17 protein-coding genes and 2 pseudogenes are annotated in these 25,021 nt (G+C 69.8%); 11 read left to right on the forward strand and 8 right to left on the reverse strand.

The genetic code is table 11. From position 1 onward, the window contains the following. Positions 1-117: 117 nt before the first annotated feature. Complete coding sequence (locus tag ACWD02_RS14595) at positions 118-1,317, forward strand: methyltransferase (RefSeq protein WP_451209395.1); 1,200 nt, start codon at positions 118-120, stop codon at positions 1,315-1,317. On the opposite strand, the gene ACWD02_RS14600 is transcribed toward ACWD02_RS14595, so the two are convergent. Next, on the reverse strand, positions 1,301-2,155 hold the full coding sequence (locus ACWD02_RS14600; protein ID WP_451209398.1) for an oxidoreductase: 855 nt from the start codon (positions 2,153-2,155) through the stop codon (positions 1,301-1,303). The genes ACWD02_RS14595 and ACWD02_RS14600 overlap by 17 nt on opposite strands. A 102-nt stretch (positions 2,156-2,257) precedes the next feature. On the opposite strand from ACWD02_RS14600, the gene ACWD02_RS14605 reads away from it, so the two are divergent. Beyond that, positions 2,258-3,181 (forward strand): LysR family transcriptional regulator, encoded by a 924-nt coding sequence (locus ACWD02_RS14605; RefSeq protein ID WP_451209401.1) that lies wholly within the window; start codon positions 2,258-2,260, stop codon positions 3,179-3,181. Between the two features lie 151 nt (positions 3,182-3,332). Beyond that, positions 3,333-4,391: a glycoside hydrolase family 43 protein gene (locus ACWD02_RS14610; RefSeq protein ID WP_451209404.1), complete on the forward strand. Its 1,059-nt coding sequence runs from the start codon at positions 3,333-3,335 to the stop codon at positions 4,389-4,391. Here the strand turns inward: ACWD02_RS14610 and ACWD02_RS14615 are convergent. The 3 genes and pseudogenes from ACWD02_RS14615 to ACWD02_RS14625 form a co-directional block, all read right to left on the reverse strand. Then, a complete protein-coding gene (locus ACWD02_RS14615; protein ID WP_451209406.1) occupies positions 4,388-5,704 on the reverse strand; it encodes an FAD-binding protein in 1,317 nt (438 codons plus the stop codon). The genes ACWD02_RS14610 and ACWD02_RS14615 overlap by 4 nt on opposite strands. Before the next feature lie 41 nt (positions 5,705-5,745). Then, a pseudogene (locus ACWD02_RS14620) lies at positions 5,746-6,936 on the reverse strand (pyridoxal phosphate-dependent aminotransferase); the annotation flags it as partial. Positions 6,937-7,042: 106 nt separating this feature from the next. Continuing rightward, positions 7,043-9,010, reverse strand: coding sequence for a glycoside hydrolase family 127 protein (locus ACWD02_RS14625; RefSeq protein ID WP_451209409.1), 1,968 nt, complete (start codon positions 9,008-9,010; stop codon positions 7,043-7,045). A 167-nt stretch (positions 9,011-9,177) separates the two neighbouring features. Here ACWD02_RS14625 and ACWD02_RS14630 point away from each other — a divergent pair, with 167 nt between their 5' ends. Then, positions 9,178-9,834, forward strand: coding sequence for a ThuA domain-containing protein (locus ACWD02_RS14630; protein ID WP_451209412.1), 657 nt, complete (start codon positions 9,178-9,180; stop codon positions 9,832-9,834). Between the two features lie 76 nt (positions 9,835-9,910). Here the strand turns inward: ACWD02_RS14630 and ACWD02_RS14635 are convergent, their stop codons facing one another. Together ACWD02_RS14635 and ACWD02_RS14640 are read right to left on the reverse strand one after the other, a co-directional pair. Then, entirely contained in the window at positions 9,911-10,408 is a 498-nt protein-coding gene (locus ACWD02_RS14635) for a peptidylprolyl isomerase (RefSeq protein ID WP_451209415.1), read from the reverse strand. 127 nt (positions 10,409-10,535) lie between these two features. Further along, on the reverse strand, positions 10,536-13,034 hold the full coding sequence (locus tag ACWD02_RS14640) for an alpha-L-arabinofuranosidase C-terminal domain-containing protein (RefSeq protein WP_451209418.1): 2,499 nt from the start codon (positions 13,032-13,034) through the stop codon (positions 10,536-10,538). 265 nt (positions 13,035-13,299) lie between these two features. Between ACWD02_RS14640 and ACWD02_RS14645 the strand changes: the two genes are divergently transcribed. From ACWD02_RS14645 to arfA, 4 genes are read left to right on the forward strand one after another with little or no spacing between them, the layout of a single operon-like run. Then, positions 13,300-14,652 carry an extracellular solute-binding protein gene (locus ACWD02_RS14645; protein WP_451209421.1) on the forward strand — a complete coding sequence of 451 codons (1,353 nt, stop codon included), beginning with the start codon at positions 13,300-13,302 and terminating at the stop codon, positions 14,650-14,652. Further along, positions 14,649-15,596 carry a carbohydrate ABC transporter permease gene (locus ACWD02_RS14650; protein ID WP_451209424.1) on the forward strand — a complete coding sequence of 316 codons (948 nt, stop codon included), beginning with the start codon at positions 14,649-14,651 and terminating at the stop codon, positions 15,594-15,596. The genes ACWD02_RS14645 and ACWD02_RS14650 overlap by 4 nt, the downstream gene beginning before the upstream one ends. Continuing rightward, positions 15,593-16,456 (forward strand): carbohydrate ABC transporter permease, encoded by an 864-nt coding sequence (locus ACWD02_RS14655; RefSeq protein WP_451209426.1) that lies wholly within the window; start codon positions 15,593-15,595, stop codon positions 16,454-16,456. Before ACWD02_RS14650 ends, ACWD02_RS14655 begins: the two co-directional genes overlap by 4 nt. A 35-nt stretch (positions 16,457-16,491) precedes the next feature. Continuing rightward, on the forward strand, positions 16,492-18,009 hold the full coding sequence (arfA, locus tag ACWD02_RS14660; RefSeq protein ID WP_451209429.1) for an arabinosylfuranosidase ArfA: 1,518 nt from the start codon (positions 16,492-16,494) through the stop codon (positions 18,007-18,009). A 16-nt stretch (positions 18,010-18,025) separates the two neighbouring features. On the opposite strand, the gene ACWD02_RS14665 is transcribed toward arfA, so the two are convergent. Further along, on the reverse strand, positions 18,026-19,009 hold the full coding sequence (locus tag ACWD02_RS14665) for an arabinan endo-1,5-alpha-L-arabinosidase (RefSeq protein WP_451209432.1): 984 nt from the start codon (positions 19,007-19,009) through the stop codon (positions 18,026-18,028). A gap of 417 nt (positions 19,010-19,426) precedes the next feature. Here ACWD02_RS14665 and ACWD02_RS14670 point away from each other — a divergent pair. The 3 genes and pseudogenes from ACWD02_RS14670 to ACWD02_RS14680 form a co-directional block, all read left to right on the forward strand. Next, positions 19,427-21,310: pseudogene (locus ACWD02_RS14670) on the forward strand (glycoside hydrolase family 48 protein); the annotation flags it as partial. Between the two features lie 8 nt (positions 21,311-21,318). Then, positions 21,319-23,610, forward strand: coding sequence for a xyloglucanase (locus ACWD02_RS14675; protein ID WP_451209435.1), 2,292 nt, complete (start codon positions 21,319-21,321; stop codon positions 23,608-23,610). Between the two features lie 120 nt (positions 23,611-23,730). After that, on the forward strand, positions 23,731-24,744 hold the full coding sequence (locus tag ACWD02_RS14680; protein ID WP_451209438.1) for a LacI family DNA-binding transcriptional regulator: 1,014 nt from the start codon (positions 23,731-23,733) through the stop codon (positions 24,742-24,744). A gap of 50 nt (positions 24,745-24,794) precedes the next feature. Here the strand turns inward: ACWD02_RS14680 and ACWD02_RS14685 are convergent, their stop codons facing one another. After that, positions 24,795-24,920 (reverse strand): hypothetical protein, encoded by a 126-nt coding sequence (locus tag ACWD02_RS14685; RefSeq protein ID WP_451209441.1) that lies wholly within the window; start codon positions 24,918-24,920, stop codon positions 24,795-24,797. Between the last annotated feature and the right edge of the window lie 101 nt (positions 24,921-25,021).

Below are 25,021 nucleotides of genomic sequence, written 5' to 3' on the forward strand. Positions count from 1 at the left end.
CTCGGGGATGGAATGCGCGGGTGCTCCACCAATGGACGCTATGGAGAACGGCCCGCACGCGCACCACAGGAGCCGCTGATCGGGGCAGCCGCCCCACTCCGTTAGCCTGAGGGCACGATGAACCGGCTGAGCACGTCATGGGGCGCGTACGACCTCACACGATTTCCCGAGGACCCTCGCGACCCGCTGCGCGCCTGGTCCGCCGCCGACGCCTACCTGCTGCGGTATCTCGCGGGCGAGGACAGTGGAACGGCCGAGGCCGAGGAGACGGCGAAGCCCGTCGACCTCTCCGGCACCGTGGCCGTCGTCGGCGACCGCTGGGGTGCGCTGACCACCGCGCTCGCCGAGCACGGGCCGACGCTGATCACCGACTCGTTCCTCGCGCGCGAGGCGACGCGGGCCAACGTGGCGCGCGCCGGGTTCGCGCCGGACGCGGTGCGCCTGACGACGACGGGTGACACCCCGCCGAGCCGCGTCGACGTACTCCTGGTCCGCGTGCCGAAGAGCCTCGCGCTCCTGGAGGACCAGCTGCACCGGCTCGCGCCCGCCCTGCACGCGGGCACGGTCGTCGTCGGCACCGGCATGGTCACCGAGATCCACACCTCGACCCTCGACCTCTTCGAGCGGATCATCGGACCCACGCGGACCTCGCTCGCCCGGCAGAAGGCGCGGCTCATCTTCAGCACGCCGGACCCGGAACGCGGCGCGGGCCCCAGCCCCTGGCCGCGCAGCTACGTCCTCGACGACGACTCCGGGGCGGGAGCGGGACTGACGGCCGTCAACCACGCCGGGGTGTTCTGCGCCGAGCGGCTCGACATCGGCACGCGCTTCCTTCTGCAGCACCTGCCGACCGGCAGGGGAGCCGCGGGGGGCGCCGCGCACATCGTGGACCTGGGCTGCGGCAACGGCGTGCTCGGCACGGCGGCCGCCGTCGCCGACCCCGAGGCCGCGGTCACCTTCATCGACGAGTCGTATCCCGCTGTCGCCTCGGCGGAGGCCACCTTCCGCGCCAACGCCGCCGAGACCACACGTGCGCACTTCATCGCGGGCGACGCGCTGGCGGCCGTCCCCGCGGGGACGGTGGACCTCGTCCTCAACAACCCGCCCTTCCACACCCACCAGGCGACATCCGCCGCGACGGCCTGGCGGATGTTCAGCGGGGCACGCGCCGCACTGCGCCCCGGCGGCGAGCTCTGGGTGGTCGGCAACCGCCATCTCGACTACCACGTGAAGCTGAGGAAGCTCTTCGGCAACGCTCAAGTCGTCGCGGGCAACCCCAAGTTCGTGGTCCTGCGGGCGGTCAAGCGCGACCGCTGACACCCGCCGCGGCGTCGAAGGCGGTGGCCCGGGTCACCTTCTCCCAGGTCGCGATCTCCGCGCGGACCGAGTCGAGGTGCCCGACGACCGCGTCCACGGCGTCCTCGCCCAGCGGCAGGCGCAGCGGAGTCTCGTCGGCGTCGAGCGCGGTGATGATCGCCGCCGCGGCCTTCGCCGGGTCGCCGGGCTGCTCGCCGTCGCCGCCCGCGACCATCGTGCGCGTGGCGCCCGCCGTCGGCGCGTAGTCCGGGATCTCCACGGGGCTCGCGCTGGTGTTGCCGAACAGGCTGGTGCGGAACGCTCCGGGCTCCACGACCAGGACCTTGATGCCGAGCGGGCCCACCTCGGCGGCCAGCGCCTCCGACATCCCCTCAAGGGCGAACTTCGTGCCGCTGTACGCCGAGAAGCCCGCGAAGGACATCTGCCCGCCCATGCTGCTCATCTGCACGATCGCTCCCGAGCGCCGGGCCCGCATGTGCGGAAGGACGGCGCGGGTCAGCGCCGCGGGACCGAAGACGTGCACGTCGAACAGGGCGCGCAGTTCGGCGTCCGAGTCCTCCTCCAGGGCGCCGACGTGGCTGCGGCCCGCGTTGTTCACCAGGACGTCGATGCGGCCGTGCCGGTCGGTGACGTCACGCACGGCGGCCTCGATGCCGGCCGTGTCCGTCACGTCCAGGGTGAGGGCCTCGACCTGGTCGGGGTGGGCCGCGACCAGGTCGTCCAGGGAGGACGCGTTACGGGCGGTGGCCACGACCACGCCGCCCGCGGCGACGGCCGCCTCGGTGATCGCCCGGCCGAAGCCGCTGTTCGCGCCTGTCACGAGCCATACCTTCGTCATGCCGAACTCCCCTTGTATGTAGGCCAGTTCGTTCCGCCCCGGCTCTGTGGATCACCCTGCAGCAGAATCGGGTGGCCCGTCCAAGATCTGTCGTGATAGCTGATGGTTATGGACCTACACGGCAAGGACGTGCACAGCAGGGACCTCCGCTACTTCGTCGCGGTCGCGCAGGAGCTGCACTTCACGCGGGCCGCCGAGCGGCTCTTCGTCTCGCAGCCCGCGCTGAGCAAGCAGATACGGTCCCTGGAGCGGCAGTTGGGCGCCGATCTGTTCGTGCGCGAGAGCCGAGGCGTGCGACTCACCCGTGTGGGTGCGGCGCTCCTGCCGTACGCCCGACAGGTGCTCGAGCACTGGCATTCGGCGGTCGGCGCGGTGGAGCGCGCGAAGACCGAGGAGCGGGCGACGCTCTCGGTGGGGATGAGTACGCGACCGGCTCGCGGGGGCATCCTGCCGGCGGTGCGTTCCCGCTTCGGAGACGTCCACCCGCAGGCCACCATCCGCCTGCGGCAGGTGAGTTGGGAGGACGCCAGCGCCGGCCTCGCGGACGGCGCGGCGGACGTCGCCTTCGTCTGGCTGCCGCTTCCGGACCTGGAGCGCTACGGCTGGATGGTGGTCGCCGAGGAGCCGCGCCACGTCGCTCTTCCCGCGACGCACCGCCTCGCGGACCGGGACGAGATCGACTTCGCCGACCTCCTCGACGAACCCTTCCTCGCGCTGCCCGGGAGCGCGGGCGCGCTGCGGGACTACTGGCTCGCCCTGGACGCCCGCGCCGGCCGCCCGCCGCGCATCGGCGCGGAGATCGCCAGTACCGACGAGACGTACGAGGCGCTGGTGGACGGCCGCGGGGTCTGTCTGGTCGCCGCGGGCAACGCACCGCTGATCACGCTGGGCGGCGTCGTCACACGACCGGTCCGAGGCGTCACGCCCAGCCGGTTCGCCCTGGCCTGGCGCGCGGGTGACGACCGGCGCCCGCTGGTGGCCGCGTACATCAAGGCGTGCGGGGAGGCGCTCGGGCGGGCTGAGTAGGGACTCGCGAGCTGGTCGCACAGTGGCCCGCGGACACATTCGCCGCATCTCGTCGCAACCGTTGACCCTGCCCCAACACCCCCTTACCGTTTCGGCGTTCGGAGTATCAGATGGCGTTCGAAATGACGAACGTCGGCGCGAGGGGAGCCGCATGAGGCACAGTGAAGTACCCAGTCGCAGAACGGTGTTGAGGGGGACGCTGGCTGCCGGCGCCCTCGCCGCCGCACCCGCGCTCGCCCAGGCACCGGCCCACGCGGCCTCCCGGGCCCCGGCCTACCGCAACCCGCTCGTCGAGCAGCGCGCCGACCCGCACATCCACCGCCACACCGACGGCCACTACTACTTCACGGCGACGTCCCCCGAGTACGACCGCATCATCCTGCGCCGCTCCCGCACCCTGCGAGGCCTCACGCGGGCGGACGAGTCCGTCATCTGGCGGCGGCACACCAGCGGCGACATGGCCTCCCACATCTGGGCGCCGGAACTGCACCGCATCAACGGCAAGTGGTACATCTACTTCGCCGCGGCCCCCGCCCACGACGTGTGGAAGATCCGCATCTGGGTCCTGGAGAACACCAACGCCAACCCCTTCAAGGGGACGTGGACGGAGAAGGGGCAGCTCACCACGGCCTGGGACACCTTCTCCCTCGACGCCACCACCTTCACGCACCGGGGCAGCCGCTACCTCGCCTGGGCGCAGTACGAGCCCGGCATGGACAACAACACGGGAGTCTTCCTCTCCCGCATGGCCGACCCCTGGACCCTGACCGGGCCTCAGATCCGCCTGACCACACCCGAGTACGACTGGGAGTGCGTCGGCTTCAAGGTGAACGAAGGCCCCAGTGTGATCCGGCGCAACGGCCGCGTCTTCCTCACGTACTCGGCGTCAGCGACCGACTTCAACTACTGCATGGGGCTGCTCACCGCCGACGCCCGCAGCGACCTCATGGACCCCGCGTCCTGGTCCAAGTCGCCCACCCCCGTCTTCACCAGCAACGACACGACCAAGCAGTACGGTCCCGGCCACAACTGCTTCACCGTGGCCGAGGACGGCCGCACCGACGTCCTCGTCTACCACGCCCGCCAGTACAAGGACATCGTCGGCGATCCCCTGAACGACCCCAACCGCCACACCCGCATCCAGAAGTTCGGCTGGAAGGCGGACGGGACACCGGACTTCGGCATCCCCGTCGCCGACGCCGCGTCCTAGCTCAGCGGCCCGAGGAAACGCCGCACGAAGGCGTTGCGGAACTTCCCCGCCGGGTCGAGGCGACCGGCGAGCGCGGCGAAATCGGCCGCGTGCGGATAACGGGCGCCCAGCCCGGCGGGGTCGGCGGCGAACACCTTGCCCCAGTGCGGCCGGGGCCGGAACGGGGCCAGGCGCTCCTCGACACGAGCGACCACCGGGAGCACGGCCGCCGCGTCAGGCACCCAGGTGAAGTGGAACGCCACGGTGTCGCGGCCGTGCGCGGGGCTGAGCCACTGGGTGTCGGCGGCGACCGTGCGCACCTCGCACACCTGAAGGACGGGTGCCACCTCGGCCCTGAGGGAGTCCAGGGCGTGCAGGGCCGCCAGGGCGTGCTCGCGCGGCAGCAGATACTCCGACTGGAGCTCGGCACCGCTGCTCGGCGTGAAATCGGCCCGGAAGTGGGGCAGCCGCTCGTGCCACGGGCCCGGGACACCCAGCTGCTGGGTGCAGTTGACGGCGGGCATGCCCGGCACCGGGTGCTGCGCGGCGGTCGCGGGCGCCGCCCAGGGAAAGTCCACGGGGGTCTCGCCGAGTTGCTTGAGCCACACCTGGCCGAAGCGCGGCCCGCGCCAGTCGGTGAACAGACTCACGCTGTACGCCGCCGACGTCACCGCCTCGAAGTCGAGCCCCTCCAGCGGGAGTTCGCCGAAGACGTACTGGCTCACCCCGAAGTCCGGCGCCAGGTCGAGGGTGAGCGAGAGGACCACGCCGAGCGCGCCGAGCGAGACGACGGAGCCGTCGAACCCGTCGTCGCCGCGATTCAGTACGACCGTCTCCCCGTCGGCCGTCACCAGCTCCACCGCCCGCACGGTCTCCGCCAGCGACTGGTTGCCGTTGCCGGAGCCGTGCGTCCCCGTGGCGACCGAACCGGCCACCGAGATGTGCGGCAGCGAGGCCATGTTCGGCAGCGCGAGCTGGAACGAGGCCACGTACCGGGCGAGTTCGGCGTATCGCACGCCCCCTGACACGCGCACGGTGCGCGCCGAGGTGTCCACGTCGATGGACGGCTCCAGGGCGGAGAGGGAGAGCAGGGTCGCGCCCGCCGCGTCACCGTCCACGTCGGCGATCCGGTTGAACGAGTGGCCGCTGCCCAGAACCCGCACCTGCCGGCTGCCCGCGACGAGCGCCCGCAAGGCGGCCGGCGACGCGGGGCGGTGCAGCTCACGGGCCGAGAAGGTGATGTTCCCGGCCCAGTTGGTCACCGGGCCCACGGTGCCGTCCCGGCCGGTGGTCGTGCTTCGTCGACCGTCCGCGCCTGCCCCCGTTGATTCCATGGTCGCGATTTTACGGCTCGGGGCCGGCATCAGGCCCGCATCACCAGCCGGTCCACCGCGGGGTTACCCGAGCCGTAGGGCACCGGCAGGAGTCCGGGGTTGCCGCCCCCGGTCGCGTACAGCGCCTGTTCCAGGCCGCTGATCAGGGGCTGTACGTCGACCGGCGGGCGGACCACCAGGCGCAGGAAGCGGCTCGAGCTGCCGATCTTGTTGCCGCACTCGCGCACCAGGATGCCGTGCTCCGCCAGCAGCCGGTCGCGCAGCTCCGCTCCGTCGACCCCGTCGGGCAGCCGCACGTACACGAAATTGCCCTGCGAGGGATAACTGGTGAGCCCGGGGAGGCGTCCGAGGTGCCAGATCATCTCCTGGCGGTCGCGGCGCACCTGACGCAGGCTCAGGTCATAGGCGTGGCGGTGTTGTCTCAGCATGAACACCACGGTCTCCGCGAAGGAGTTGAGGTTCCACTTCGGCAGTGCGGCGCGCACCCGGCCCGCGAGGCCCGGGTTGGCGACGAGATAGCCGAAGCGCACGCCGTGCAGCCCGAAGTTCTTGCCGAGGCTGCGCAGCACGATGACGTTGGGCCGCAGGACCGCTTCGTCGGCGACGCTGGACTCCGGTCCCGCGTCGGCGAACTCCAGGAACGACTCGTCCACGACGACCAGGTCGAGGTCCTGCAGCGTGTCCAGCAGCGCGAGCACCGAGCGGCGCGGCAGCATGCCTCCGTCCGGGTTGTTGGGGTTGCAGATGACCGCGGTGCGGGAGCCGCGGGCCCGCACGAAGTCGACGAAGGCCGCCGGATCGAGCACGAAGCCGTCCGCCTCCGGAAGCAGGTACATGTCGACCCGCTTGCCGGTCTCCATCGACTGATCGGTCCACCGCCCGAACGTCGGCACGGGCACCGCGAGCGCGTCGCGCACCAGCAAGTGGTCGATCCAGGTGATGAGTTCGGTCGAGCCGTTGCCCATCACGACGGTCTGCGGATTGAGCCCGAGCACGGCACTGAGTTCGCCGGTGATGGTGTCGGCACTGCTCGGGTAGTACGTGAGGATGTCCCGCAGCCGCCCGCCGAGCTCCTCGTACATCTCGGGCGTGGGGAAGTACGGATTGCACGGGATGCAGAAGTCGACGAGCGGCCGCCCGCTGTCCGCCGCTGCCCTGTTCAGCGCGGAGTACGAGGGGCTGTGCGCGGTGGCCGCGCGGAAGAGAGCGGTGACGTTGCCCGCGTCTGCCATGTGAGGACTCCGGATGGGGGAGGGTGGTGTCTCCCGTACATACGTACGCGGGTGAGGGTGCGCTCAACTGCCGGGGCGGGAGGGCCCGGGGATCCGGCGGCGTCCGTCAGCTCCGCGGAATCCAGACCCGCATGGCTCCGTCGTCGCGGTTCGCCCACACGTGGTACGGCACCGCGGTCAACGGCGCAGGCGTCCCGTCCGAGCGGCGGTGGCCGGTGGTGGTGACGACCGTGACACCGCCCAACAGTTCCGGGCGGTGCTCGGTGACGAGGCGGGCGTCCGGTGCCAGTGTCACCTCGTCGAGGCGCAGGGCCGACCGCTGGTCGACGCCTTCCAGGCAGTACACGAGGGGCCCGCGCTCGATGGCGAGACAGCCGCGCACGGCGTCCACCCGGGGATCGGGCTCCGTGAGGCGTACGTCGAGGGCGAGGTCGAGGACGACGCGTTCCCCCGGGAGCCAGCGGCGCCGGATCCGCAGCCAGCCCCGGTCCGCTTCGGTGCGGTGCTGCTTGTCCGGGGCGGCCACCGTGAACTCGGTGCACCAGGAGGGGATGCGCAGCGAAAGCGTCCAGTCGCGGTCCGCCGGTGCCGCGTCGACGGTGACCGTGACGCGGCCCTTCCATGGGTAGTCCGTCTCCACCGTGACCGCTCCACCGGACCCGGCCGCGTCGGAGTCGCCGGTCGCGTACGGCGCGTACGTCGTGTACGAACCCGTCGCGTACTGATGCAGTTGCAGGCCGTCCGCGTCGCCGCTCGCCACGTAGTGGGGGAGCGAGGCAAGCAGCCGCATGACGTTCGGCGGGCAGCACGCGCACCTGAACCACGGCGTGCGGCGGGAAGCCTGGTCGCCGGTGCGGGCCTCGTGATCGTCACGCACCTGAAGCGGGTTGACGTACAGCCAGCGGTCGCCGTCGAGGGCGACCCCGGACAGGAAGCCGTTGTAGAGGGTGCGTTCGACGAGGTCGGAGTAGCGGGTCTCGCCGGTGAGCAGCGCCATCCGCCAGGACCACTGCACGGACGCGATGGCCGCGCAGGTCTCCGCGTACGCCCGGTCCGGCGGCAGCTCGAAGGGTTCGCCGAACGCCTCGCCCTCGTGGCGTGCGCCGACACCGCCGGTGAGGTACGTCTTGGTGGCGGCCATCGAGTGCCAGAGCCGCTCCAGCGCCTCGCGAAGGGTCACGTCGCCCGTCTCCATGGCCAGGTCGGTGGCTCCGGCCAGGAGGTACAGCTGGCGTACGGCGTGCCCCGTGACGGTCGGCGCCTCGCGCAGGGGCAGGTGGTCCTGCCAGTACGCCGGGCCCGGATCGCGGGCGCGGTCGATGACCGCCGCGAGCAGTCCGTGGCCGCGGCGGTCGGTGAAGCGGCCCGCGAGATCGAGGAAGCGCCGCTCACCGGTCTCGCGGTACAGCTCCACGAGTGCGGTCTCTATCTGCGGATGCCCGCAGATTCCGTGGTTCTTCTCGTCTCCCTCGCCCGTCGCGTCCGTTCCGAAGAGGGAGTCGATGTGCCCGGCGAACCGGACGGCCACGTCCAGGAGTTCGCGACCCTGGGTGGCCCGGTGGTGGGCGACCGCCGCCTGGATCAGATGGCCCGCGCAGTACAGCTCGTGGCCCCAGTCGAGCTCGCGCCAGCGCCGGTCGGGGCGGGCGACCTGGTAGTACGTCTGGAGGTACCCGTCGGGGTCCTGGGCGGCGGCGACGAGCGCGGCAAGCCGTTCCACGTCCGCGGCGAGACCGTGCGGACCCGGCTGGTCGGCCAGCTGCCAGGAGGCGGCCTCCAGCCACTTGTGGACGTCGGAGTCCTGGAACGGAAAGTCCCCGGCGAAGGCTCCCGCCCCCTGCGCCGCGGCACGCAGGTTGGCCAGGTTGCCGGCCTGTTCGAGGCGCTCGGGTCCCTGCGGAATGCTCACCGAGGCGTTGGTATGCCGCCGGGCGGCCCAGAAACCGCCGGTGATCCGTGCGGTGGCCGCCGGGCGCAGGGCGGTGTGGGCGTGGGCGCGAAGGCGGATGGGCCCTTGCGGACCCGTGGGCCCCCGAGAGCCCTGGGGTATGGGCGGGGGCGTGAGATCGGGCATACGTGCCATTCCTCGGTGCCATGTGCGTTCGATATCTAGAACATCGTTCGGACATCTGCTACTGGCGCTGACGCTACCGTGGGCCGCGGCGCGCGGGGGAGCAGTCGGCCGCATCCGGCACTTCCCCCTCACGTCCGCCCGCGCCACGGCTCCTACGATCGGGAGCCATGAGCCCTCGCCTGCTGATCAACAGCCGAACGACCGCCTACCGGCACGCGTCGATCCCCGCCGGGGTCGCCGCCCTGCGCGAGCTCGCCGCCGGGATCGGCTGCCCGGCCGACGCGACCGAGGACCCGGCCGCCTTCGAGCAGGACCTGTCCGCCTACACGGCGATCGTCTTCCTCTCCACCAGCGGCGACGTCCTGACCCCGGCCGGGCGGTCGGCGCTGCGCGCACACCGGTCGGCGGGCGGCGGTTTCCTGGGCGTCCACGCCGCGGCCTGCACCGAGTACGACTGGCCCTACTACGGCGAACTCATCGGCGCGCGCTTCGCCCGGCACCCCGTCCCCCAGCCGGGCCGCCTGATCATCGAGGATCACGCGCATCCCGCCACCGAACACCTCCCCGCCACCTGGGAGTTCACCGACGAGTGGTACGACTTCCGGGCCTCGCCGCGCGGTGCGGTGCGGGTCCTTGCGTCCGCCGACGAGACCTCGTACGAGGGAGGCGGCATGGGCTCCGACCACCCGCTCGTGTGGTGCCACGACCACGGCGGCGGCCCGATGTTCTACACGGCCCTCGGCCACGCCGAGGAGGCATACGCGGACCCGGCCTTCCGCGATCACCTCCTGGGCGGCCTGCGGTATGTGACCGGCATCGGCTGAAGGGCCCGCGCATGGGTGAGCCCCCGCCCGGTGGGGGCGGGGGCTCATGCACCAGGTGCCAGGGGTACCAGGGGTGCTAGAGGGTGCCGGAGGCGGAGATGGCGACCTCGGCCTTGGTGGCACCCGACTGCGAGCCGAAGCTCTCGATCTTCTTGACGAGGGCCAGGCTGTCGTCGTCCGCGACCTCACCGAAGACCACGTGCTTGCCGTCGAGCCAGCTCGTGACGACCGTGGTGATGAAGAACTGCGAGCCGTTCGAGTCGGGGCCCGCGTTGGCCATCGAGAGCAGGCCCGGCTTGGTGTGCTTGAGCTGGAAGTTCTCGTCGGGGAACTTGGCGCCGTAGATGCTCTTGCCACCGGTGCCGTTGCCGGCGGTGAAGTCGCCGCCCTGGAGCATGAAGTCCGGGATGACGCGGTGGAACTTCGAGCCCGCGTAACCGAAGCCCTTCTCGCCGGTGGCGAGCGCGCGGAAGTTCTCCACGGTCTTCGGCACGACGTCGTCGAAGAGGTTGAACGTGATGCGGCCTTCGGGCTTGCCGTCGATGGTGATGTCGAAATAAGCCTTGATTGTCATGGTCCTCATCCTGTCATTGCCCTGTCCCCACTCGCCAACCGAACCCCCCGAAGAGCCCGCCTCTACCTGTTTGACCAGGCATGATGGCGTTTGTGCCCAGGGCGCGCGCCGCGCGAAACGATCTTCTTCAGCCGGTTTTGACCCGCATGAAGGTGATCGAGTTCGCCGGGAACGTGTACGAGAACGTGTCGGACACGCCCCTGAACGTCGAGGTCACCGGCTTGACCGGTGTCGCGTCCTTCGTGTTCTCCGCGGCCGGGTCGGCGGCGAGCGTGGTCACCTTCGCGTTCCGCCCGACGCGGGTGCCCGAACCGAGGCCGATCTTGGTGCGCGCCTCGGAGCCCTGCGCGTTGACGACCTTGACGATCAGGTCGCCGGTGGCCTTGTCGCGGGTCACGACCTGGCGGAACGGCTCGGCCGGCTTGTCGTCCGTGAAGGATCCCCACTTGTCGCCGTCGAGGAAGAGGGTCACCTGACGCCCGCGCACCTCCACGCGCAGGTCGTAGCTGCGGCCCGTCTCGATGGTCGTCGTGTCCTGGACCATCGTCTGCTTCGCGCCGTCGACGCTCTTCTCGACGGCTGACTGGGTGTTGTTCCAGCCGCCCAGGTTCCACCAGTAGTGGTTGCCGGTGTCCTTGACCCCGAAGGCGATCATGAAGCCCTCCTTGCCGGACTTCTTGGTGGCCTTCACGTTCAGGTCGTAGTTCTGCCAGCTCTTGTCGCCCGCCGTGACCAGGGTGTTCTCCGCGGTCTCGTCGGACTGGACATACGCGCCGTCCTGGACGGCCCACGTGCCCTTGTCCGCCGCCTTGCTCCACTTGCCGTCACCGGCGGAGAAGTCGTCGGACAGGAGTGTCCTGCCGTCCTCGCCGGTGACCTTCACGTCGTCGTACGCGGCGCTGGTCGCCCAGGTGGACAGGCCGACGGCGCCGGTGATGGGGCCGGACGTGGCGGGGGTACCGGAAGCCGTGGACGGCACGACCTCGTCGCCGACGTTGCGCATGAAGAGCTTCTGCGTCTCGTAGTTGGCCGAGCCCCATGACTGGTCGTTGTCGTACCAGATCATGTTCGGCTTCCACTGCACGTAGTCCTCGTTGGCGAGCAGCGGGGCGTACGAGGCGAGCTTGACGACGTCGGCGTTGCGTTCGAGGCCGGTCATGAAGGCCGCCTCGGACAGGGCGTTGGAGAACTTGTTGCCCTGCGACGCGTACTCACCGAGGAAGACCTGCGGGCCCTCGCGGTCGTAGGAGTCGTAGCGGTCGTTGTTCTCCAGGAACCACTGTGGGCTGTTGTAGTAGTGCTCGTCGACCATGGCGACATCCGCGTCACGGTTGAGCTGCCACGCCTTGTCGAAGGTCGAACCGCTGTCGTCGGGGCCGGAGTTGGAGATGACGGTGATGTCGGGGTACTTCGCCTCGATGGCCGCGCGGAACTCCTTGAAGCGGGCGAAGAACTCCTCGGGGAGGTTCTCCTCGTTGCCGACTTCCAGGTGGGTGAGGCGGAAGGGCTTGGGGTGGCCCATCGCTGCCCGCTTCTTGCCCCACTCGCTGGTCGCCGGGCCGTTGGCGAACTCGATGAGGTCCAGGGTGTCCTGGATGTGCCGCTTCAGGAGGGCGGGGTCGTCGGTGGCCTTGTTCTGGCCGCAGCCGGTCACCAGGGCGGGCACGACGGGCAGCGGCATGGCGCCGGTGTCCTCGGCGAACTGGAAGTACTCGTAGTAGCCGAGGCCGTAACTCTGGTTGTAGCCCCAGAAGTTGGCGTTGGTGGCGCGCTGCTCCACCGGTCCGATGGTGTCCTTCCACTGATACGACCTCTTGCGCTGCCAGCCGGACTTCTCGTCGTACGCCTCGTGGGAGCCGGTGTTGACCAGGCAGCCGCCGGGGAAGCGCAGGAAGCCGGGGTCCAGGTCGGCGATCTTCTGGGCGAGGTCCTTGCGCAGGCCGTTCGCGCGTCCCTTGTAGGTGTCGCGTGGGAAGAGCGAGATCTCGTCCAGCGCGACGGGGGCGCCGGAGGTGACCGCGAGCCGGCCGGTGGCGGAGGTGCGGCCCGCGGTGAAGGATGCCTTGTACTTCGCCCAGCCGCCCCGCGCGGTGACGCGGCGGGCCGGTGCGAGCTCCCCCGAGGCGTCGCGCAGGGCGAGGGTCAGCGGAGCCTTGCCCGGACCGCCGTCCCCCGATCCGCTGGTGCGGGCCCAGACCGAGAAGTCGTAGCGCTTGCCCTTGGTGACCGCGATGCCGGTGTTGTAGCCGGAGTTGGTGACGGTCGAACCGCCGTCCAGGGAGAGGTAGGCGCGGTTACGGGCGTTCAGGCGGCCGTCGTCGTTCAGCACCTTCGCGGCGCCGGACGTCTCCCACGAGGTCAGCGGCGTGTAGGCGGTGTTGTCGGCGGTGGAGTACTCGAAGGAGCGGTTCTGGACGAGTTCGGCGTAGAGGCCGCCGTCCGCCGCGCGGTTGATGTCCTCGTAGAAGACGCCGTACATCGAGTCGTCGATCTTCGCGCCGGTGCGGGCCGTGTCGACGTCGATGGTGTAGTCGGTGGGTTCGGCCGCGGCGGTGGGTCCCGCGGCGAGCGTTCCGGCGAGCAGGGCTCCCAGGGTGAGCCCGAGTCTCCATCGTCTGCGTGCCATGCGTACCCCAGTCCTCGTGCGGTATTTCGAACGCTGATCAGTAGGTCGAACGGCAACTTAGATAGCGGGGAGCGGCGCGTCAACGCATCGCGCAGGAAGTGGCCGAGGTGAACTTCCGGGGTTCGTGATCTCGAACAACTGCCGTGAAATTCGGGGGACTTCACCCCGGGCTCTGTCCGAACCGTTGACTGGCCCCGTGTTCGACCTTACGGTCCCGTTCGAAGTTGCGAGCAGCATTCGAAATATCGAACAGAAGTGAGCCGCAATGTCACCACCCCTCCCCAGCCGACGAGGTGTGCTCGGCGGCATCGGAGCTTTCGCCGTCGCGGGCAGCTTCGGACTCGCCGCCGCGAATCGCAGTGCCTCCGCGATCGCGTCGGACGCGGACGTACGGGTCCGCTACTGGAATCTGTTCTCCGGCGGCGACGGCGCCAACATGATCGCGATGCTCGACGCCTTCCGCGCCGCAAACCCCCGGGTCGACGTCAAGGACTCGACCCTCCAGTGGGGCAACCCGTACTACACCAAGCTCGCCATGGCCGCTTCGGGGAACCGCGCCCCCGACCTCGCGGTGATGCACCTGGGCCGCATACCCGGCTTCGCGCCCGGCCGGCTCCTGGACCCCTGGGACGTGCGCCTGCTCGCCGAGTACGGGGTGCGCGAGGCGGACTTCGACCCGGTGCTGTGGAAGCGCGCGGTGGTCGACGGCAAGCTGTACGGCCTGCCGCTCGACATCCACGCCCAGCTCTGCTTCTACCGCCGGGACGTGTGCGAGAAGGCGGGTCTGCTCGACGCGGGCGGCGACCTGGCTCGGGTCACCTCGACCGAGGACTGGTTCAAGGCGCTCAAGGCAGCGAAGAAGGCCGTCAAGGGTGACGTGCACACCATCGGCATCAAGGCCGACGAACCGAACTTCTCCTGGTGGTTCTTCCTGTCCTTCTACACCCAGCTCGGCGGCACCTGCCTCAGCGCCGACGGCCGGGACATCACCTTCGACACCGGCAAGGCCACCCAGGTCCTCGAATTCCTGCGGCAGCACCTGACCGACGGCTACTCCACCGCGATCGGCATCGCCGACGGCGAGTCCTTCGTCAACGGCTCCGCCTTCACCTGGGAGGGCAACTGGTCGGTGCCCGTCTTCAGCGGCGCGAAGCTGAAGTACGGCGCGACCCCGCTGCCGCCCGTCTTCGGGAAACCCGCCACCCACACCGAGTCACACTGTTTCGTCCTGCCCCACCAGTCGCGGCGCGGCGGCGCCACCAACGAGGGCGCCCACCAACTGGCCGCGTACGTCGTCAAGAACGCCACGGCCTGGGCGCGCGGCGGTCACATCCCCGCCCATCTGCCGACGCTCGACGACAAGAAGTACTCGGCGCTCGAGCCACAGTCCGAGTACGTCTCCGCCATGGACCACATGGCGGTCGAGCCGCCCGCCTGGTTCGCGGGATCCACCGGCCTCCTGGCGCAGCGCATCGGCCCCGTCATCGCCTCGTCCAACGTCGGCTCCGCCAAGCCCGACGCCACCGCGCGGCGCATGAGGGACGTACTCGAAAAGCTGGTCGCGATGAAGAACCCGATGGAAGGCAGAGCCGCCACCGAGGGAGGGTCCGCCGCATGAGCGCCGTCGACACCGCGGTCGCCCCGGCCGCCGTACGGCCCGCCCCGGCGGCGGACGCCGACTCGCTGCGGGCCCGGCTGACGCGTCGCGTGCAGCACGGCGGCTGGTTCGTCGCCCCGTTCCTCGTCCTGTTCGCGCTGTTCGTGCTGTTCCCCATCGGCCGCGGCCTGTGGCTCAGCTTCACCGACGCCAACATCTCCGGCACCGGCGAGAGCTTCGTGGGCCTAGACAACTACCGCGAAGCCCTCGACAGCCCACTCCTGTGGGACTCCCTGGGGCACAGCGCGTACTTCACCCTGCTCGTGGTCCCCTGCATCGTCGTCCTCGCGTTCCTCTTCGCGATGCTCGCCCACCACATCGAGCGCGCCACATGGCTGTGGCGGCTGTGCTTCTTCGCCCCCTTCCTGCTGCCGTCGACCGTCGCGGGCAACCTGTGGCAGTGGCTGTTCAACCCGGGCACCGGAATGATCAACCACGTCTTCGGCCTCGACACGCCCTGGCTGACCCAGAAGTCCACGGCCATGCTCGCCGTCGTGATCACCACCCTGTGGTGGACGGTCGGCTTCAGCTTCCTGCTCTTCCTGGCAGCGCTGCAGAACATCCCGAAGCATCTGTACGAGGCCGCCTCGCTCGACGGCGCGAACGCCTGGCATCGGCTCGTGCACATCACCCTGCCCATGCTGCGCAACATCACCGGCCTGGTGGTCACCCTGCAGATCCTCGCCTCGCTCCAGGTCTTCGACCAGGCCGTGGTCATGCAGGACTTCGGCCCCGGCCCCGAGGAAAGCACCCGGACCTTCGTCCAGTACACCCTCGAAGAGGGCTTCACCGCCTACCGCGTGGGCTACGCGTCGGCGATCTCCATCATCTTCTTCGTGCTCATCGCGGCCGTCGCCCTCGGCCGGATGTGGCTCCTGCGCAAGCGTGAGGAGGGCGTGCGATGAGTGCCACTGCCCTGAACAAGACTGCCGTACGCAAGAAGAAGTGGACCCCGAGCCAGATCGTGCTCACCGCACTCGGCGTCCTCGTCTCCGCACTGTGGATGACGCCCCTGCTGTGGGCCCTCTTCACGTCCCTGAAATCGGAGACCGAGGCCGTCGAGGTGCCCACCCACTGGGTGCCCGAGGAATGGACGGGCCAGGCGTGGAAGGCGCTCTTCGAGAGCGGCAACATCACCAACTGGTTCGTGAACTCACTCGTCGTCTCGGTCTGCGTCACCTTCGTCGTGGTGCTCGTCAGCGCGCTCGCCGGGTACGGCTTCGCGCGCACCGAGTTCCGCGGCAAGAACGCGCTGCTCGGCCTGGTGATGGCGGGCCTGATGGTGTCGCCCGCGGTGCTCGGGGTCCCGCTCTTCACGACCGTCCAGTCCATGGGGATGGTCGACACCTACTGGGGCATGATCCTGCCGCAGTGCGCGCCCGCCGCGATGGTCTACATCCTCTACAAGTTCTTCCAGTCGATCCCGCACGAGTTGGAGGAGGCCGCGTACATCGACGGCGCCGGACGCTGGCGGGTCTTCTTCACGATCGTCCTCCCGCTGTCCAGGCCCTCGCTCTCGGCCGTCGGGATCTTCACGTTCATCGCGTCCTGGAACAACTTCCTGTGGCCGTACATGGTGACCAACAACCCCGATCTGATGACCATGCCGAACGGCATCGCGACCGTCATGAACTCCTACGGCATCCAGTGGGCGCAGCTGATGGCGGGCGGCCTCATGGCAGGTCTGCCGCTGATCGTCGTCTTCGTCTTCTTCCAGCGCCAGATCGTCAGCGGTGTGGCCCACACGGGTCTGGCCGGACAGTAACACCCTTACCTGGTAACCCTGTTGAAAGGTTCTACATGGCCCCCCGCACCGCCCGCTTCACCCTCGACCCCGCCTTCACCGTGGGCGAGGTCGACCCCCGGCTCTTCGGCTCCTTCGTGGAGCACCTCGGCCGCTGCGTCTACACCGGCATCTACGAACCGGGCCATCCCTCGGCCGACGAGGCGGGGCTGCGTGCCGACGTGCTCGGCCTGATCCGCGAACTCGGGGTGACGGCCGTGCGCTACCCCGGCGGGAACTTCGTGTCCGGGTACAAGTGGGAGGACTCCGTCGGCCCCGCCGACGAGCGGCCGCGCCGCCTCGACCTGGCCTGGCACTCCACGGAGACCAACCGCTTCGGACTCTCCGAGTACCTCGCCTTCCTGCGCAAGATCGGCCCGCAGGCCGAGCCGATGATGGCGGTGAACCTCGGCACGCGAGGCGTCGAGGAGGCCCTCGAACTCCAGGAGTACGCCAACCACCCCTCCGGCACCGCCCTCTCGGACCTGCGCGCCGCACACGGCGACAAGAGCCCCTTCGGCATCCGCATGTGGTGCCTGGGCAACGAGATGGACGGGCCGTGGCAGACCGGCCACAAGACCGCGGAGGAGTACGGACGCCTGGCCGCCGAGACCGCGCGCGCGATGCGCCAGGCGGACCCGGACGTCGAGCTGGTCGCCTGCGGCAGCTCCGGCCAGTCGATGGAGACCTTCGCCGCGTGGGAGGCCACGGTGCTGGCCGAGACCTACGACCTCGTCGACCACATCTCCCTGCACGCCTACTACGAGGAGACCGACGGCGACCGGGACTCCTTCCTCGCGTCCGCCGTCGACATGGAGTCCTTCATCGAGAACGTCGTCGCCACCTGCGACCACGTGGGCGCCCGCCTGAAGTCCAAGAAGAAGATCAACCTGTCCTTCGACGAGTGGAACGTCTGGTACCAGTCCCGGCCGCACCCGGAGGCCGAGGAGAGCCTGCGCGACTGGCCCGAGGCCCCGCGCCTCCTGGAGGACAACTACACCGTCACGGACGCGGTCGTCGTCGGCTCGCTCCTGATCGCCCTGCTGCGGCACGCCGACCGGGTGGCCGTCGCCTGCCTGGCCCAGCTGGTCAACGTCATCGCTCCGATCCTGACCGAGCCCGGCGGCCCGGCCTGGCGGCAGACCACCTTCTTCCCCTTCGCGCAGGCCTCACGGCACGGCCGCGGTCAGGTCCTCGACGTACGCGTGGACTCGCCCGCGCACGGGACGCGGAAGTTCGGCGAGGTGCCTCTGCTGCACGCGACGGCCGTCCGCGCCGGTGACGGCACCGTCACCGTCTTTGCGGTCAACCGCAGCCAGAGCGAGTCGCTGCCGATCGAAGTCGCCCTCCATGGCCTTGAGCTGGCGGAGGTCATCGAGCACAGCGCCCTCGCGGACGCGGACCCCGACGCGCGCAACACCCTCGCCGAGCCGGAGCGCGTGACCCCGCACGGCGTCAGCGGGACAGCACTCCAGGACGGCACGCTGAGCGCCGTACTGGAGCCGCTGTCGTGGAACGTGATCCGCCTGGGCTGAGCCCCTCACGCCCGGGTCAGTAGGCGACGGGCCACCCCGAGCTCCAGTTCAGGAGGTTGACGCCGAGCTTCGGGGTGCCGTTGTCCTGGCCGTCGTAGTAGTGGTAGACGAGCAGGTCGCCGTCGGTGTCCTTCATGACCGACTGGCCGCCGGGGCCGATGTGGCGGCCGTGACTCTCCTGGACCGGCGTGCCGCCGTTGTTCATCATGCCGACGCCGTTCTTGTCGACGTACGGCCCGGTGACCTTGGAGGAGCGACCGACCTTGATCTTGTACGTGGAGCTGGTGCCGGCGCAGCACGTGTCGTACGAGGCGAAGAGGTAGTAGTAGCCGCCCCGCTTGACGATGTAGGGCGCCTCGACGGCCTTGGTGCCGGTGGGGCGCGAGGCGAGTGAACGCCGGGTCGTGTCGCCCGCGTACTGCTTGCCCGTCGAGGGGTCGACCCGGATCATCTTGATGCCGGTCCACCAGGAGCCGAAGGACAGCCACCACTTGCCGTCGTCGTCCACGAAGAGGTTCGGGTCGATGGCGTTGTAGTCGCTGGACGTGGTCGAGGTGTGGACGGCGCCGTAGTCGGTCCAGGAGCCGGGCTCGCCGGTCGTGGAGCCCGCCAGGCCGATGGCCGACTTGTTCGAGCCGAACGACGAGACGGAGTAGTACATCAGGTACTTGCCGCCGTGGTACGAGATGTCGGGCGCCCAGACGTCCCCGGTGGAGTTGTAGTTGCTCCACCAGCTCGGCCGGCCGGGGAAGGCGGAACCGCTGCGGCCGAAGGAGATCCGGTCGGTGGAGGTGCGCAGCTGCAGGCCGTCGCCGGTCGAGTAGAGCAGGTACTTTCCCGATGAGGTGCGAGCAAGAGTCGGGTCGTGCACGACGATGTCGCCGGTGACCCGGCCGGGATCGGGGTAGGCGGTCGCGCTGCTCGGGATGAGGGCGAGCAGGGCGGCCGCGGGCAGGGCGACGAGGGCCCTGCGGCGGAAGGCGGGGGAGGTATGGCTCACTCCGGTCTCCTTGAATGGGTACGGGGGCGAACGGGGGTGGCGCAGGAAGTCGCCGCCGAGAACAGAAAGGTTGCCGGATTCTTCAGATTCCTCGGATCGCCTCCGTCGAATTAATTCGACAACTCCCTTTCGTGTGCTGCCTCTTGACATCAGGCTCATCCGGCTGAATTTTGGGAGCGCTCCCACTGATGCCCTCACTGCTTACTCAGCTCCCCGTGCGGAGCTCGCCCCCATCGAGCCGTCAGGAGATCTCCCCGCATGTCCGCATTCCCCCCATCACCCCGCTCCGGCCCCTCCAGACCGGAAATCAGCCGCCGGAACCTGCTGACCCTCGGCGCCGGAGCCGCGCTGGCGCCGGTCATCGTGGCGCTCAACCCCGCAGGTCACAGTGCCCAGGCCGCCCCCGCGGCCACCGAGTACGAACAGCGCTTCCTCGACCTTTATGGGAAGATCACCGATTCCGCGAACGGCTATTTTTCGCCGGACGGTATTCCCTACCACTCCGTCGAAACCCTCATTGTCGAAGCCCCTGACCACGGGCATGAGACGACATCCGAGGCGTACAGCTATCTGCTCTGGCTGCAGGCCATGTACGGCAAGGTCAGCGGAGACTGGACACGTTTCAACGCGGCCTGGGAAACCATGGAGAAATTCATGATCCCGTCCCACGCCGACCAGCCGACGAACAGTTTCTACAATGCGGCGAAACCAGCCACGTACGCCCCGGAACACGACCAGCCGTCCCAGTACCCCGCCCGGCTCGACCCCTCGGTCCAGGCAGGCGCCGACCCCATCGCCGCCGAACTGAGGAGCGCGTACGGCACCGACGACATCTACGGCATGCACTGGCTCCAGGACGTCGACAACGTCTACGGCCACGGCGGTGACGCCGCGGGGCCCGTCTACATCAACACCTTCCAGCGCGGCTCCCAGGAGTCGGTCTGGGAGACCGTCCCGCACCCCACCCGCGACGAGTTCGAGCACGGCGGCCCGAACGGCTACCTCGACCTGTTCACCGGCGACGCCTCCTACGCCAAGCAGTGGAAGTACACCAACGCCCCCGACGCCGACGCCCGCGCGGTGCAGGCCGCCTACTGGGCGCACGTCTGGGCCTCGGCCCAGGGCAAGGAGTCCGAGGTCGCGGCGACGGTCGCCAAGGCGGCCAAGATGGGCGACTACCTGCGCTACGCCCTGTTCGACAAGTACTTCAAGACCATCGGCGACTGCACCGACCCGTCCGGCTGTGCGCCCGGCAGCGGCAAGAACAGCGCGCACTACCTGCTGTCCTGGTACTACGCCTGGGGCGGCGCCACCGACACATCGGCGGGCTGGGCCTGGCGCATCGGATCGAGCCACAGCCACGGCGGCTACCAGAACCCCCTGGCCGCCTTCGCCCTCAGCGCCTACGCCCCGCTCGCCCCCAAGTCAGCCTCGGGCAAGGCGGACTGGACCAAGAGCCTGACCCGGCAGATCGAGTTCTACCGCTGGCTGCAGTCCGCCGAGGGCGCCATCGCGGGCGGCGCCACCAACAGCTGGCAGGGCCGTTACGCCGAGCCCCCGGCCGGCACCCCCACCTTCTACGGCATGGCCTACGACGAGAAGCCCGTCTACCACGACCCGCCGTCCAACCAGTGGTTCGGCTTCCAGGCCTGGTCGATGGAGCGCGTCGCCGAGTACCTCCACGAGACGGACGACCCCGCCGCGAAGGTCGTCATGGACAAGTGGGTGAAGTGGGCGCTCTCCGAGACGAGGACCGCCGCCGACGGCACCTACACCTTCCCCTCCACACTCAAGTGGTCCGGTCGGCCCGACACCTGGAGCCCCACAAACCCCGGCGCCAACACGGCACTTCACGTATCCGTCGTCGACCGCACCAACGACGTGGGCGTGGCCGGGGCCTACGCAAGGACCCTCACGTACTACGCCGCCGCAACCGGCCACACCGAGGCCGCCGGCACGGCCAAAGCACTCCTGGACGGCATGTGGCAGCACCACCGGGACGCCCTCGGCGTCGCCGTGCCCGAGACCCGCGCCGACTACGACCGCTTCGACGACGCGGTGTACGTCCCGGACGGCTGGACCGGCACCATGCCGAACGGCGACACCATCGGCTCCGGGTCCGACTTCACCTCCATCCGCTCCTTCTACCGCGACGATCCGGACTGGCCGAAGGTCGAGGCGTATCTGGCCGGGGGAGCGGCCCCGCAGTTCACGTACCACCGCTTCTGGGCGCAGGTGGACATCGCGCTGGCCATGGGCGCCTACGCGGAGCTCATCGAACCGGGACCGGGATCGCGGTGACCGGCCGGATGACGCGCGGCGGGAAACTGCTCGCCGCCCTCGGCCTGATCCCGGGCCTGCTGCTCGCGGCCGCCCCGTCCTCCGGGGCCGACGACGCCAAGGAGAAGCCCCGGGCCGCGTACACCTGGAAGAACGTCCGCATCGACGGCGGCGGCTTCGTCCCCGGCATCGTCTTCAACCGTGCCGAGAAGAACCTCGCGTACGCGCGCACCGACATCGGCGGCGCCTACCGCTGGCAGGAGTCCACCCGCAGCTGGACCCCGCTGCTCGACTCCGTGGGCTGGGACGACTGGGGCCACACCGGAGTCGTCAGTCTCGCGTCCGACACCGTCGAACCGGACAAGGTGTACGCCGCCGTCGGGACGTACACCAATGACTGGGACCCCGGAAAGGGCGCGGTCATGCGCTCGGCCGACCGGGGCAAGACCTGGAAGAAGGCCGACCTGCCCTTCAAGCTCGGCGGCAACATGCCGGGCCGCGGCATGGGTGAACGCCTCGCCGTCGACCCGCACGACAACCGCGTGCTGTACCTGGGGGCGCCGAGCGGCCACGGCCTGTGGCGCTCCACGGACTCCGGGGCCACCTGGTCGGAGGTGACCGCGTTCCCCAACCCCGGCAACTACCGGCAGGATCCAGGGGATACGACCGGCTACGCCTCCGACAACCAGGGCATCGCCTGGGTCACCTTCGACGAGTCCACGGGCGCGCCCGGCGCGCGCACCAAGACCATGTACGTGGGCGTCGCCGACAAGGACAACGCCGTCTACCGCACGACGGACGCGGGCGTCACCTGGTCCCGGCTCGCGGGCCAGCCCACCGGGTACCTGGCCCACAAGGGCGTGCTCGACGCCGAGAGCGGCTATCTCTACCTCGCCTACAGCGACAAGGGCGGCCCCTACGACGGAGGCAAGGGCCAGGTGTGGCGGTACGCGACCCGCACCGGTGCATGGAAGAACATCAGCCCCGCCACCGACGCCGACACCTACTGGGGCTACAGCGGCCTGAGCGTCGACCGGCAGCGTCCGGGCACCGTCATGGTCACCGGGTACAGCTCCTGGTTCCCGGACACCCAGATCTTCCGTTCCACCGACAGCGGCGGCAGCTGGACCGGCGCCTGGAACTACGGCGCCTATCCCGAGCGCACCAACCGCTACACCATGGACATCTCGTCCGTGCCCTGGCTGTCCTGGGGCGCGAACCCGGCGCCCCCCGAACAGAGCCCGAAGCTGGGCTGGATGACCGAGGCCCTGGAGATCGACCCCTTCGACTCCGACCGGATGATGTATGGCACCGGGGCCACCGTCTACGGCACCAGGAACCTCCGGCAATGGGACAGCGGGGGCAAGTTCACCATCACCCCGATGGTGAAGGGCCTGGAGGAGACCGCCGTCAACGACCTCGCGGCGCCTGCCTCCGGAGCGCCCCTGCTCAGCGCGCTGGGTGACATCGGCGGCTTCCGGCACACGGACGTCACCAAGGTGCCGCCCCTGATGTACACCGAGCCCAACTTCACCACCACCACGAGCATCGACCACGCCGAGTCCGACCCGGACACCGTGGTGCGTGTCGGTCAGCTCGACAGCGGGCCGCGCATCGCCTTCTCCGGCGACAACGGAGCCAACTGGAAGCCGGGCAAGGAGCCTTCGGGAGTCTCCGGCGGCGGCACGGTCGCCGCGTCGGCCGACGGCAGCCGCTTCGTGTGGAGCCCGGACGGCGCGGGCGTGCACACCAGCGGTGACCGGGGCGCCTCGTGGACGGCGGCCACCGGCATCCCGCAGGGCGCCGTCGTCGAGTCCGACCGGGCCGACCCGAAGACGTTCTACGGCTTCAAGTCCGGCACGTTCTACGTCAGCAGGGACGGCGGGGCGACCTTCGCCGCGAAGGCGTCCACCGGTCTTCCGGCCGAAGGGGCGGCGCGTTTCAAGGCGGTTCCGGGAGAGGCGGGGGACATCTGGCTCGCGGGCGGCAAGGCCGGAGAGACGTACGGCCTGTGGCACTCGACGGACTTCGGCGCGAGCTTCACCCGCGTCCAGGGCGTCGAGGAGGCCGACACGATCGGCTTCGGCAAGGCCGCTCCGGGCTCTGACCATCAGACGCTCTTCACCAGCGCGAAGATCGACGGGGCGCGCGGCATCTTCCGCTCCACCGACGCGGGCAAGAGCTGGGTGCGTGTCAACGACGACACCCGTCTGTGGGGCTGGACCGGAGCGGCCATCACCGGCGATCCCCGGATCTATGGGCGGGTGTACGTGGCCACGAACGGCCGTGGCATCGTTTACGGGGACAACTCCCGGCGCTGAGTGCCCAGTCGAAGCGCTTCGACAGATCTATGGACAGCACATTGGGTGTCCCTCTAAGGTCAAGAAGGCCCCAAGTCGAAGCGCTTCGCCCCCGCCTCCAGACCTGCCCAGGAGAGCCGCATGGTCACCCTTGCCGAGGTAGCCCACCACGCCGGAGTATCGGCCAGCACGGTGAGCTACGTACTCAGCGGCAAGCGGTCCATCTCCGCCTCGACCAAGGACCGCGTCGAGCGGTCCATCCGCGAGCTCGGCTACCACCCGAACGCCGGTGCCCGCGCCCTGGCCAGCAGCCGGTCCAACATCATCGCGCTGATGGTCCCGCTGCGCACCGACATGTATGTGCCGGTGATGATGGAGATAGCCATCGCCGTCGCCACCACCGCACGCACCCACGGGTACGACGTGCTGCTCCTGACCGGCGAGGAGGGCCCCGAGGCGGTCCGCCGCATCGAGGGCAGCGCGCTCGCCGACGCCATGATCCTCATGGACGTGGAGCTGCACGACGAGCGGCTTCCGCTGATCCGCGAGACCGACCGGCCCACGGTCCTCATCGGCCTCCCCGCCGACCCCACGGGCCTGACCTGCGTCGACCTCGACTTCACGGCGACCGGCGCCCGGTGCGTGGAGCACCTCGCCGGGCTCGGCCACCGGGAGATCGCCGTGATCGGCGAGGCGCCCGCCGTGTACGAGCGGCACACCGGGTTCGCCGAGCGCACCCTGGAGGGGCTGCGCGCGCGAGCCGGGGAGCTCGGCGTTCGGGTGCTGCACCGGCCCTGCGAGGGGACGTACGACGCCCTCGCCGCGACCCTCTCGCGCATCTTCGACGAACGCCCCGGCACGACCGGGTTCGCCGTGCAGAACGAGTCGTCGGTGGAACCGCTCCTGAGCCTCCTGCGCCAGCAGGGCCGCGCCATACCGGAAGACGTCTCCGTCATCGCGGTCTGCCCCGACCAGGTGGCCACCCAGGCCTCGGTGCGCCTCACCTCCGTGGCCATCCCCGCCCAGGAGATGGGACGCCGCGCGGTGGAGCGCGTCGTCGCGAAACTGAAGGGCGAGGACGTGGCCGAAGTAACGTTGCTGACACCGGAGTTGACGATACGAAGCAGCTCGGGCCCGGCCCCAGCCAAGGGCTGACGGCGGGCGCGGGGGCCGGTCCCGAGCGAGCAGGAACCGGCGCGGCCGGCCTACCGCCGACGTCTGAAGTGCAGCCAGAGCCGGGCGACGATCAGGCCGAGGACCACGATGCCGACCGTGATCTGTACCCAGCGAGGGAGGGACCCCGAGCCGGGGAGGTACAGGGCGATCTCCATCGAAGACGTCATTCCTCACCGTTGCGACCCTCGCGACCGGAGAGGGTGAGGTGACGGTCATTCTGCTACGCGCGCCCCGCGGACATCTGTAGTGATGTCCG

It is taken from the genome of Streptomyces sp. NPDC002853 (assembly GCF_053591915.1).